General features: G+C 65.8%; 9 protein-coding genes. 3 read left to right on the top strand and 6 right to left on the bottom strand.

The window, feature by feature from the left end:
* Positions 1–170: 170 nt before the first annotated feature.
* Entirely contained in the window at positions 171–1,994 is a 1,824-nt protein-coding gene (lepA, locus tag V6R86_RS04185) for a translation elongation factor 4 (protein ID WP_338502378.1), read from the top strand.
* A 125-nt stretch (positions 1,995–2,119) separates the two neighbouring features.
* Here lepA and V6R86_RS04180 read toward each other — a convergent pair whose 3' ends face one another.
* From V6R86_RS04180 to V6R86_RS04170, 3 genes are all read right to left on the bottom strand, one after another.
* Entirely contained in the window at positions 2,120–5,041 is a 2,922-nt protein-coding gene (locus V6R86_RS04180; RefSeq protein ID WP_338502376.1) for a class I SAM-dependent DNA methyltransferase, read from the bottom strand.
* Between the two features lie 107 nt (positions 5,042–5,148).
* The gene (locus V6R86_RS04175) at positions 5,149–5,382 is read right to left on the bottom strand and encodes a hypothetical protein (protein WP_338502375.1); all 234 of its coding nucleotides are present in this window, start codon (positions 5,380–5,382) and stop codon (positions 5,149–5,151) included.
* 2 nt (positions 5,383–5,384) lie between these two features.
* Entirely contained in the window at positions 5,385–6,434 is a 1,050-nt protein-coding gene (locus V6R86_RS04170; RefSeq protein ID WP_338502373.1) for a hypothetical protein, read from the bottom strand.
* Positions 6,435–6,523: 89 nt separating this feature from the next.
* On the opposite strand from V6R86_RS04170, the gene V6R86_RS04165 reads away from it, so the two are divergent.
* Together V6R86_RS04165 and V6R86_RS04160 are read left to right on the top strand one after the other, a co-directional pair.
* Positions 6,524–7,099 (top strand): sigma-70 family RNA polymerase sigma factor, encoded by a 576-nt coding sequence (locus tag V6R86_RS04165; protein ID WP_338502371.1) that lies wholly within the window; start codon positions 6,524–6,526, stop codon positions 7,097–7,099.
* Entirely contained in the window at positions 7,096–7,797 is a 702-nt protein-coding gene (locus V6R86_RS04160; protein WP_338502369.1) for an anti-sigma factor, read from the top strand. Before V6R86_RS04165 ends, V6R86_RS04160 begins: the two co-directional genes overlap by 4 nt.
* A gap of 63 nt (positions 7,798–7,860) precedes the next feature.
* On the opposite strand, the gene gpmA is transcribed toward V6R86_RS04160, so the two are convergent.
* The 3 genes from gpmA to hutH are packed head-to-tail and all read right to left on the bottom strand — an operon-like array spanning position 7,861 to position 11,215.
* Complete coding sequence (gene gpmA / locus V6R86_RS04155; protein ID WP_338502367.1) at positions 7,861–8,550, bottom strand: 2,3-diphosphoglycerate-dependent phosphoglycerate mutase; 690 nt, start codon at positions 8,548–8,550, stop codon at positions 7,861–7,863.
* 3 nt (positions 8,551–8,553) lie between these two features.
* Positions 8,554–9,681, bottom strand: a complete 1,128-nt coding sequence (locus V6R86_RS04150; protein ID WP_338502366.1) for a M14 family metallopeptidase — start codon at positions 9,679–9,681, stop codon at positions 8,554–8,556.
* Positions 9,682–9,700: 19 nt separating this feature from the next.
* Entirely contained in the window at positions 9,701–11,215 is a 1,515-nt protein-coding gene (hutH, locus tag V6R86_RS04145) for a histidine ammonia-lyase (protein ID WP_338502364.1), read from the bottom strand.
* Positions 11,216–11,286 lie beyond the last annotated feature (71 nt).

Below are 11,286 nucleotides of genomic sequence, written 5' to 3'. Positions count from 1 at the left end.
ATCTTGAACCGGCACGGTGGGGAAGTTTGCAGCGTCTGAACGCCCGTTCATCGACGAACGGCGGGTAAGTTTCGATATACGGCGTGCGCGTCGCCGGAACCTGAAGCTCGGCAAGCGATGCCGCTGGTCAGATGACAGGAGCTCCCGCCCCTGCTAGCGGCTCCGCCGACATGACAGACCGTAGCCTGATCCGCAATTTCAGCATCATTGCCCACATCGACCATGGCAAGTCGACCCTCGCAGACCGGCTGATCCTCCGTACCGGGGGACTGACCGAGCGGGAGATGACCCATGGCCAAGTCCTTGATAACATGGAGATCGAGCAAGAGCGCGGGATCACCATCAAGGCCCAGACCGTGCGCCTCACCTACCCGGCCAAGGACGGCAAGACCTACACCCTCAACCTGATGGACACGCCGGGCCACGTCGATTTCGCCTACGAAGTCAGCCGCAGCCTCGCCGCCTGCGAAGGCGCCCTCCTCGTCGTCGACGCGGCGCAAGGCGTCGAAGCGCAGACGCTGGCCAACGTCTATCAGTCGATCGAACACGACCACGAAATCGTGCCCGTCATCAACAAGATCGACCTCCCCGCCGCCGAGCCCGACAAGGTCAAGGCTGAGATCGAGGAGGTGATCGGCCTCGATGCCAGCGACGCCGTCCTGACCAGCGCCAAAAGCGGGATCGGGATCGAGGAAGTGCTGGAAGCGATCGTCGCCCGCATCCCGCCGCCGGGAGGCGATCCCGACGCGCCCCTGAAAGCGATGCTGGTCGACAGCTGGTACGACCCCTATCTCGGCGTCGTCATCCTGATCCGCGTGATCGACGGCTTCATCCGCAAGGGCCAGGAAATCGTCTTCATGGCGGCCGGCACCAAGCATCTGGTCGACCGGGTCGGCGCGATGAACCCCAAGCTGCAGATGCTGCCCGAACTCGGCCCCGGCGAAATCGGAATCATCACCGCGCAGATCAAGGAAGTCGCGCAGACCCGCGTCGGCGACACCATCACCGACGCCAAGAAGCGCACCGCCGAGCCGCTGCCGGGCTTCAAGGAAGTCCAGCCGGTGGTGTTCTGCGGCCTGTTCCCGGTCGACGCCGCCGACTTCGAGAAACTGCGCGAAAGCATCAGCAAGCTGCGCCTCAACGACGCCAGCTTCTCCTTCGAGACCGAAAGCAGCGCGGCGCTGGGCTTCGGCTTCCGCTGCGGCTTCCTCGGCCTCCTCCACCTCGAGATCATCCAGGAGCGGTTGACCCGCGAATATGACCTCGACCTCATCACCACCGCGCCGAGCGTCGTCTACACGCTGCACCTGTCGAAATCGAAGACCGAGGACGCGCAGACGATCGAGCTGCACAATCCGGCCGACATGCCCGACATCAACCGGATCGCGAGCATCGAGGAGCCGTGGATCGAAGCGACCATCTATGTCCCCGACGAATATCTCGGGCCCATCCTCAAGCTCTGCCAGGACCGCCGCGGCATCCAGAAGAACCTGACCTACGTCGGCGGCCGCGCGCAGCTGACCTACGAATTGCCGCTGAACGAAGTGGTGTTCGATTTCTACGACCGGTTGAAGAGCATGTCGAAAGGCTATGCGAGCTTCGACTATCACCAGATCGGGACGCGCGAGGGCGACCTCGTCAAGATGAACATCCTGGTCAACGAGGAGCCGGTCGACGCGCTGAGCATGATCGTTCACCGCGGCACCGCCGAACAGCGCGGCCGCGGGATGGTCGAGCGGCTGAAGGAACTGATCCCGCGCCACATGTTCAAGATTCCGATCCAGGCCGCGATCGGCGGCAAGGTCATCGCCCGCGAGACCATCGGCGCGCTGCGCAAGGACGTGACCGCCAAATGCTACGGCGGCGACGCGACGCGCAAGCGCAAGCTCCTAGAGAAGCAGAAAAAGGGCAAGGCGCGGATGCGGGAGTATGGCAACGTGAGCATCCCGCAAGAAGCGTTTATCGCGGCGCTCCGGATGGGGGATGAGGGCTAGGCACCGAGCGCAAGGGAGCGGTTGCGCCAGCAACCGGGAGCTTGCGCGTAGAGATGCCGTGCCCCGGCCCGGCGTGCGGGCAAGCCGCCTAAGCGGCGCTGCCCGACACGACCGACGTCACGGATTTACTCCGTGACGGCCTTTGCCTTCTTGCCCTTCGGCGCCTTGGCTTCTTCTGCCGCCCGCTCCTGATTGAGGCGGAACAGCCGGGCGAGGATTTCATCCTCGGTGAGGAGCCCGGCTCGCCAGTCGTCGCCCCAGCCGTAAGCGTCGGCCACGGCTTCATCGAGCGCGGCTTGGGCGTTGGCAAGCCATTGCGGGCGCGCGTTGTAGAGGTTGGTGAGGGTGCGCTTCTTCAGTTCCTTCGCCGCTTCCTCGCTGACCGGTAGGATTCGGTCGGGATAGCCGGGAACGACTTCGGGCTCGCGTCGGACGAGATTGGCGGGGTTGAGCCAGTTCTCGCGAAGCTCGTTGAGACGGGCGGCGGCGGCGGCGATGGACTGCGCGCGAGGGTCGGCGGCGTAGTCGGCGGCGGGAATGTCGGGGGTTAGGCCTTCGGGGAAGGGGAAGGTCTCGAAGGTGGTAGAGGGTGTGTAGCGGGGGCGGTCCTCCAGCGAGGTGCCCATGCGCAGCGACCAGAGTTCGTGAAAGCGCGAATGGAGGATGCCGAAGGTTGTGTCGTCGTCGCGGGCGATAGCATCGAGCAAATTGGATGGACGCGTCGAGACAGGCAGCCAAACAAAGATGCGGTGCTTCGCAACTATCGGCGTGGCAATGAAGCGATTGATCGATTCTAGCCGTTCACGCAGTTCTGGTCGCGATCGCTCGTAAATCCACCAATGCAGACGCGTTCGCTCATTACGATCTTGCGCACGGGCGAGCTTAACCGTTTTCTGAGCATGTGCGAACGGTGCTTCGTAGAACGCGGCACTTGAATCGCTCATTGACGCAAAATCGATGGCCCAGCGGTCTAGTGGACGGCGCACAACATCAAGCGCCACGATCCAAGGATAGATTACATCGGAGTTTGGGCGGCCATTCGCATTCAATGGTGCTCGGAGCCATTTACGCGCTTGCTGGCTCTCGACCTCAAAGGGACCATACTTTTTCATGCCTTCGAAGCATGTTCGAAGGTTTTCATTGAGTCGGACCGCTTTCGTCAGGTCTGTTCCTAATCCGCCTCCGGTCAGGTCGGCATGGATGCAGTCGACTACCCGCCCATTGAGCCTTGGGGTTCGTGCACATGCAGCCTCGAAGCATATCATCGAAACCCGAACCGCAGCGCCCTCAACGGTCCACTCTTCATCGCTCCAAGCGTTGAAGATGCGGCCGTGCTTTACGATCGGCTTCAGCACCGCCCGATTGGCTCCCCCTCGAACGCTATTTGTGGCAACCAGCCCTGCCCGCTCCAGCTTGCCAGTGACCATCATCGCCCATGCGTTGGCAAACCAGTAACAGACCAGATCGACGCCGCCGGGCACCTCCTTCCACGCCTTACGGAGGACGCGGGTGTAGTTCTCGCCGAGCTCTCCAATCATCTTCGTGTTGCCAAGGAACGGCGGGTTGCCGATCGCGACGTTAGCTTTCGGCCATTCTGCCTTTGTACCGTCCTCGCCTAACACCCCATCCCGGCATTCTATCGTTTCCAGCGGCCGCAAGATCGGGTTTCGAGCCGCATCGAAGCCATTCCGCCGCATCCACTGGATCTCACCGATCCACACCGACACCCGCGCCAGTTCGGCGGCATAGGGATTAAGCTCGATCCCGAGCATGTTCTCCGGCCCGGTGCGGGGAAAGCCGCGGGGGAGGCCGAGGGCTTCGGCGTCGAGATTGGCGCGGTGTTCGATGTCCTTCAACGCGCGCAGGGCGACGTAGAGGAAATTGCCCGACCCGCAGGCGGGGTCGAGCACACGGAAGTTGGCGAGCCGTTCGATAAAGGCGGAATGGATGGCCGAGGCTTCCGCCTGCAGCGTCTCCGCCTTGCGCTTTTCCGCCGGGGTGAGGAGGCGCTCTGCGGTGCGCTTTGGGGCGCTTTCGACCAGCGCCGTCATCTGCGCCAGCGCCTCGGCCCATTCCGCTTCCAGCGGATCGATGATGACCGGCTGGACGATCATCATGATCTTGGCACGGTCGGTGTAGTGGGCGCCAAGCTGGCTGCGCTTGGCCGGATCGAGGCCGCGTTCGAACAGGGTGCCGAGGATCGAGGGGTCGATCTGCGACCAGTCACGACGGGCGGCGGCGAGCAGGTCGTCGATATCCTGCGCCGCCAGAGGAAGCGCGTAATCGTCGCTGAACAGGCCGCCGTTGAACCAGTCGATCTTCTTGAAGTCGAGCTTGCCGCCGGTCGCCATCGCCCCGAACAGGCGGCTGGCGTTGTCGGCGAATTCGGCCGGCGTGTCGCGGCTCGCTTCGAGCATCTGGGTGAACAGGTTGTCGCGCAGCAGGCCGACATCTTCGGCGAACATGCAGAAGACGAGCTGGTTGACGAAGTGAGCGACCCGATGCGGTTCGTGGCCGCGGTCGCGCAGCCGTTGGGCGATGGCGGCGAACTCCCGCGCGGTTTCCTCGGTCAGCGCCTGGCGGGTCTTGACGGGTTTGAAGGCGTCGGGATCGGTAAAGGCTTGCCGGAGGCGGTCGCGCTTTGCTCCGTCGAGCAGGTCGTCGAGGGTCAGCTCGTGCACCTCTTGGACCGTGTTGGTCCAGTTGGTGTGGATGCGGATGCGGTCCATGTCGGACACGATCAGAAGCGGGGGGTTTTCCAGCGCAACACTGTATTGGAGGAGCTGCGAAAAGGCTTTGTCGAGGTCCTTGCGCGGACCTTTATATTCCCACGCGAAGCAGCCGCGTTTCCACACGTCAGCCCAGCCTTCGCCGCCACTGGTCTTGGTCGCCCCCTTTTCGAATGCGTAGGTTTCGCCGGTGCGGTCGGCGGTGATTGGGTCCAGGACGCCGAGTAGCGCGCAAAGGTCGTTGAAGTGGCTTTGGGAAGCAGAGCGTTCCTTGAGTTCTACGCCGCGCCATTTGAAAACGAAATCGTGAGGGTTCATGCCTGCGGTTGTAGGGTGCGGGGTAAGGTCGGCAATCCCCCGTGCAGGTTGATCGCCTCAAGGAAGAAGAAGCGGGACCCCGGATCAAGTCCGGGGTGACGAAGGGGTCAGATTCTCCGGCGGGGCCGGCGGGGCTCGCCATGCCCCGAGACTGAACCATTCACTCCCTCCACCCCCGGCGGCATTCGCGCCACGCGGCCGTTGAGGCACTCCGGCCGCGCCACTCTCGGCAGCATGCTTTCTTCCTGCTCCTCCCGCGTCAGCCAGTGGGCGTAGTCGCTGTTGAGGGTGAAGGTGCGCAAGGTCGGGGCGGTTTGCTGGAAGTCCTTGGGTTCGCGCATGGCTAGCGGGCCTTTCGTTGGCGGGTGGGGTTGCGGGGCTTGGGTTTCGGCTCCTCACCGGGGCCGTCATGGGAATGAATCCCATGACGTCGAAGCTGTCGGCTGGCGCCGCAGCCCGGCCGGCCTTCCGCAACTCTCGGCCTAGCCGAAGCGTCGGCTTCGCCTCCGTTCGACTTGCCCTCGGTGCTCTGGCGCATGGCGGCGATGACCGCGTCGACCTCGGCCTGGTGGGCGAGGCCTGCCTCGTCGAGGTTGCGCCAGTCGATCTCGGTCTCGCCGCCGCGGTGGTAGGTGCCGGTTGGGTCTTCCGCGCCGCCGAGTTCGAGCGCGTGGTGGACTTGGCCCTCCGGCACATAGGGAATGGCGGGGTCGAATTCGGGGTGCTGATCGAGCGCGCGGCGGGTGGCGGCGGCGTCGCTGAGGAGCTGTTGCAGGGCTTCGATCTGCTCGAGGCTGAGGTGGACGGGGTCGAACTGGCGGATCAGCGCGGCCTGGTCGTCGGACGTTTGGGTGGCTTGTCCATCCAAACCAACCGGGACAAGCTCGGCTTCGGTCGGGGCGAGGGGCTCGGAGACTTGCGGGAGCGCTTGCGGCGCGGTGCCGGTGAGGCGCGGGGCGGCGGGGTCGAAATAGGTTTGGGCATAGCGGCGGCCGTCGGGGGCCTTGGCGTTCATGCGTAGGCAGAACATCAGCAGGCGGTCGTTGGTCTTGCGTCTGTAGCCGACGAGCTTGCCGAAGCTCATGACCGGAACGAGCTCGCCTTCGATCGCGCGTTCGAAGGCGAGGTCTTTCAGGCGCTGGACGCCGAAGTCGAGCGCAGCTTCCCAGGCCCGGCGGAAGCTTTCGGCGCCGGCCTGGCGGCGGAGGTAATAAGCGCCTTCGGGGCTCATGTTGACCATTGCCGCGGCGCGGGAGACGCTTCCGGTGTCGGCGAGCGCGGCGATGAAGGCGCGCTGGCGCTCCGGGGTCCAGCCGTCGTGGCGATATTGGCGGGCGACCGGCTGGAAGTCGGGGAGCGGCTCGGTGCGGGCGGCTGGCGTGCGGTTTTGCATGGCCGGATTGAACCATATCGGTTTGTTGTAGGACAGCCTGAAAATAGGGTGGCTTTGCATCCGCGATTTGCCGTGGCAGACCTGTGCCCGTGAGCCCCGGACCCCAACCGCAGCCCCGTGTCGTCCATGCCGACTTGATCGCCGCGCTCGGCGAGGTCGGCGGGGGCAGCCGTGCGGCGCTGAATCTGCTGTATGAGCGCACCTCGGCGAAGCTGATGGGCATCTGCCTTCGTATCTTGCACGACAGGCACGAGGCGGAAGAAGTGTTGCAGGAAGTTTTCATCAGCATCTGGAACCGGGCGGGGACCTTCGATCCCGGTCGGTCGAGCCCGCTGACCTGGCTGTCGACCATCGCCCGCAACAAGGCGATCGACCGGCTGCGCTCGCGCCGCGCGCATGGGGCCGACGCGCCTTATGGCGAGGCGCTCGAGATTGCCGACGACGCCCCCGACGCGTTCGCCGCCGCGTCCGACCGGGAAGATGGCGAACGCATCCTGTTTTGCCTGTCGACGCTGGAGCGCCGGACGCAGGACATGATCCGTTCGGCCTTCTTCGACGGGCTGACCTATTCGGAACTGGCGGCCCGCGCCGCGGTCCCGCTGGGTACGCTGAAAAGCTGGATCCGCCGGGGTCTCCAGCGTCTCAAAGTGTGTCTTGAAGGATGAGCGAGGAGATCCCCCTCGCCGCCGAATATGTGCTTCGCCTGCTGGAAGGCGAGGAGCTGATGGACGCGCGCCGCCGCGCCGCCGAGGATCCCGCTTTTGCGTCCGAGGTGGCCTGGTGGGAGGAGCGGCTGGCGCCCTTGTTCGAGGAATTTGCCGAGGAAGCGCCGTCGCCCGACTTGTGGCCGCGCATTCTTCGCCGGCTAGACGAGCCCGGTGCTGCGGTCGTGGTCCTGAAGAAGCAGATCGCCCGCTGGCGGGCCGCGACGGCCGTCGCGGCGGTGGCTGCCGCCGTGCTGCTCGGCCTGCAACTTCGTCCCGACGCGCCCGTGCCCGCGCCGCTGCCGCAGGCCACCAGCCCTGCGCCGCTGCTGGTCGCTTCGCTGGTCGGCGAGGACGCGCCCGAAGCCTTGACCGTCGCGTTCCGCGCCGAGGGACGCGAGCTCGTGATCACCCCTGCCCGGGTCGAGGCACCCTCCGGCCGTGCCCGGCAATTGTGGCTGATCCCCGAGGGCGGCCAGCCCATCTCGCTCGGTCTCGTGGCCAGCGAAGGCGTCCAGCGCCGGGTTCTTCCCGCCGCGGTCGCCAGCCGCTTCGCGAACGGCGGCGTCGTTGCCGTGTCCGACGAGCCGACCGGCGGATCGCCGACCGGTCAGCCGACCGGGGCGGTGCTTGCAGCGGGTGGCCTCAACACCGTTTGAGGCGGTGCTTTCGCTTTGAGTCACGTTCCCGGGACCGGTCCGTAGTGGACCGATCACCTCGCCTCAGCGCTCGCTGAGGTAATAGCGGTCCTGCCGCTGGAGCTGGTCGTCCAGTTCGTAGACGATCGGCTGGCCGGTCGGGATCTCGAGCCCGGTGATGTCCGCGTCCGAGATGCCCGACAGATGCTTTTCCAGCGCGCGCAGGCTGTTGCCGTGCGCCGCGATCAGCACCCGCTCGCCGCGCTTCAGGCAGGGCGCGATCTCGGCTTCCCAATAAGGCAGCACGCGGGCGATGGTGTCCTTGAGGCTTTCGGTCGCCGGCACGTCGATCCCGGCATAGCGGCGATCCTGCTGAAGCGACGCGTACGGGCTGTCGGCCTCCAGCGGCGGCGGCGGGACGTCGAAGCTGCGGCGCCAGATCTTGACCTGCTCCTCGCCGACCTTGGCGATCGTCTCGGCCTTGTTGAGGCCGGTCAGCCCGCCATAATGCCGCTCGTTCAGCCGCCAGTCCTTGGTCATCGGCAGCCAGATGCGGTCCATCGCGTCGAGCGCCAGATTGGCGGTGCGGATGGCGCGCTTCTGGACGCTGGTGAACACCCGGTCGAGATCGACGCTCTTGTCGCGCATCAGCGCGCCCGCGGCGCGGGCTTCGGCCTCGCCCTGCTCGGTCACGTCGACGTCCCACCAGCCGGTGAAACGGTTTTCGAGGTTCCACTGGCTCTGGCCATGGCGAAGAAGGACGAGGGTCGGCATGGCTTACTTCGTCTCCAGCTCGGGCAGGATCTGGTGCAGCGCGTCGAGGCAGCTATGCGCCAGCTTCTTGGACCGCTCGGGGCTCCAGCCGTGCAGCGGATCGGCCAGCGGCTCGTGATCCTTGAACGGCATTTCGAGCGTCATCGACACGCAGCCATAGCGTTCGGCAAGCTGGGTGGTGCTCATCGACAGATTGGCCTCGCCCGGCCGCGACAGCTCATAGCCCTGCTGGGTCTGGAAGTCGGGGCAGATTCGCTCCAGCGTGTTGGCGAACAGATTGTAGAGTTCGCTCTGCCGCTCGGTCAGGCTGGGAATGCCCTCGAAGCCCGCGAGGAAGTTGGCGGCGATCGCTTCGTCGCCGTGAATGTCCATCGCGAACACCGGCTTGTCCTGGTCCATCGCGTTGCGGACGCAGAGGACTTCGGGGCTGCGCTCGGCCGACGGGGCGTGCCATTCGCGGTTGAGGTTCACGCCCGCCGCATTGGTGCGCAGGTGGCCGCGCGCCGATCCGTCGGGGTTCATGTTGGGGACGCAGTGGAAGGTGCAGCGCTTCAATAGAGCGCGGCCGACCGGATCGTCATAATCGACCAGCTTTTCGAGCGCGCCTTCCATCCACCATTCGGCCATGCTCTCGCCCGGATGCTGGCGGGCGTAGAGCCAGACGGTGAGCGGCCCTTCGCCGATGGTCAGGCAGTCGATCGGCTGCCCGTCGAGGCTGACACCCAGGGTGCGGTGCTTGACCCCGTCGAGTTCGGCGATGGCGGCGACGAGATCGTGGTGCCGCTCCATCGAATAAGGCGCGAAATAAGCGACCCACAGAATGTCGCTGTCGACCTCGACATCGACCGTCAGCACGCCATCGGCATAGCTGGTTTCGGCCTGCACCCAGGTTTCGCGATCGGTCGACACGCGCGCCTGGTAACCGGGCCAGCCCATCGGATAGGCCGAGCTGCCGCAATTGGTGATCCGCAGGCTCAGCGCCTGGTCGCGCACGCCCGACAGGCGGAAGTGAAACCACTGGTAGAAATCGGAATGGGCGTCCTGCTTGATCTCGAGATCGAGGACGTTTCCTTCTGCCTTGACCAGGCTGATGTTGCCGCTGTCGAAGGCGCTGCTGACGGTGATGGACATAGGCGCGGGCCTTAGTGGCTCATTGGCCAAGAAGAAAGCCGCCGCTCATCTCGCCCGCCAGCACCGCCGCCTGCAGCGCCGCCATTTCGTCCGCCCAATAACGGTCGGCCTCCAGCCGCGGGCTGATCGCGCGGACCTTGCCGTGAAGATCGCCGAGCGCGGCCGAGGTGGCGAGCGGGGCGTGATAGTCGACGCCCTGGCTCGCGGTGATCAATTCCACCGCGATCACCCCTGCGGCATTGCGCGCCACTGTCGTGGCCTTGCGCCCGGCGATCGGGGCCATCGAGACATGATCCTCCTGCCCGGCCGAGGTCGGGATGGAATCGACCGAGGCGGGGAAAGCGAGGCTGCGGTTCTCGGCGACCAACGCGGCGGCAGTGACCTGCGGGATCATCAGTCCGCTGTTGACCCCGCCGTCGTCGGTCAGGAACGCCGGCAGCCCGCTCATCTTTGGATCGACCAGCACCGAGATACGGCGTTCCGACAGGCTGGCGACCTCGCACAGCGCCATAGTGATGATGTCGGCGGCGAAGGCCACCGGCTGAGCATGGAAATTGCCGCCCGAGATGGCTTCGTCGCCCTCGTCTCCAGCAAACAGGATCGGATTGTCGGTGACCGCCGCGGCCTCGATGACGAGCGTCCGCGCGGCATTTTCGAGGAGGTCCAGCGCGGCGCCCATCACCTGCGGTTGGCAGCGGAAGCTGTAGGGGTCCTGCACCCGGCCGCAGCGATGGTGCGAGGAGACGATCGCCGACCCGTCGAGCAGGCGGCTGAGCTCGCCCGCCACTCGGATCTGCCCCGGCTGTCCGCGCATCGCCGAGATGCGCGGGTCGAACGGCTTGACGCTACCCTTCAGCGCATCGACCGCCAGCGCGCCGGCGTGGAGGGCAGCGCCGAATACCCGCTCGGCCGCGAACAGGGCATCGAGCGCCACCGCGGTGCTGAACTGCGTCCCATTGATCAGCGCGAGGCCTTCCTTGGGGCCAAGCTCCAGCGGCGCGCGCCCCATCCGCTCCAGCGCTTCGGACGCCGGCAGTCGCTCACCGGCCAGGTCGATCCACCCCTGCCCCATCAGCGCCGCCGTCATGTGCGCCAGCGGAGCGAGATCGCCCGATGCGCCGACGCTGCCTTGCGAGGGGATGACCGGCATCGCGTCGGCGTCGAGCAGCGCCTGCAGCGCCTCGACCACCACCCGCCGCACTCCCGAATGCCCACGCCCGAGGCCGAGCAGCTTCAAGACAATCATCAGCCGCGTGACGTGCCGCGGGGTTGCCTCGCCTAGCCCGCAGCTATGCGAGAGAATGAGGTTGCGCTGCAGCTCGGCTAGCCGCTCCTGCGGAATCCGCTCCTGCGCGAGCAGGCCGAAGCCGGTATTGATGCCGTAGACGGTTTCGCCCCCCGCCACGATCCGCGCCACGGCAGCAGCGGAGGCGTCGATGGCGGCAAGGGCATCGTCCGACAGATGCGCCGGCGCCCCGCGCCAGAGTGTGCGGAGGGTCGAACAATCGATGGCGATGGGATCGAGCGTGAGCATGACGGGCGCTTAGAACGGATGCACGGCGAACGGGAGAGGCGATGTCGAACAGGTGCGATTGATCGCGCAAC

This window comes from Sphingomonas kaistensis, from assembly GCF_036884275.1.
Classification (GTDB): domain Bacteria; phylum Pseudomonadota; class Alphaproteobacteria; order Sphingomonadales; family Sphingomonadaceae; genus Sphingomicrobium; species Sphingomicrobium kaistense_A.
This window is presented reverse-complemented; position numbering and strand designations above follow the sequence as displayed.

Excerpts from the sequence above, each read along its gene's own strand:
- lepA (WP_338502378.1), top strand. The coding sequence starts at position 171 with ATGACAGACCGTAGCCTGATCCGCAATTTCAGCATCATTGCCCACATC.
- V6R86_RS04180 (WP_338502376.1), bottom strand. The coding sequence starts at position 5,041 with ATGAACCCTCACGATTTCGTTTTCAAATGGCGCGGCGTAGAACTCAAG.
- V6R86_RS04175 (WP_338502375.1), bottom strand. The coding sequence starts at position 5,382 with ATGCGCGAACCCAAGGACTTCCAGCAAACCGCCCCGACCTTGCGCACC.
- V6R86_RS04170 (WP_338502373.1), bottom strand. The coding sequence starts at position 6,434 with ATGCAAAACCGCACGCCAGCCGCCCGCACCGAGCCGCTCCCCGACTTC.
- V6R86_RS04160 (WP_338502369.1), top strand. The coding sequence starts at position 7,096 with ATGAGCGAGGAGATCCCCCTCGCCGCCGAATATGTGCTTCGCCTGCTG.
- gpmA (WP_338502367.1), bottom strand. The coding sequence starts at position 8,550 with ATGCCGACCCTCGTCCTTCTTCGCCATGGCCAGAGCCAGTGGAACCTC.
- V6R86_RS04150 (WP_338502366.1), bottom strand. The coding sequence starts at position 9,681 with ATGTCCATCACCGTCAGCAGCGCCTTCGACAGCGGCAACATCAGCCTG.
- hutH (WP_338502364.1), bottom strand. The coding sequence starts at position 11,215 with ATGCTCACGCTCGATCCCATCGCCATCGATTGTTCGACCCTCCGCACA.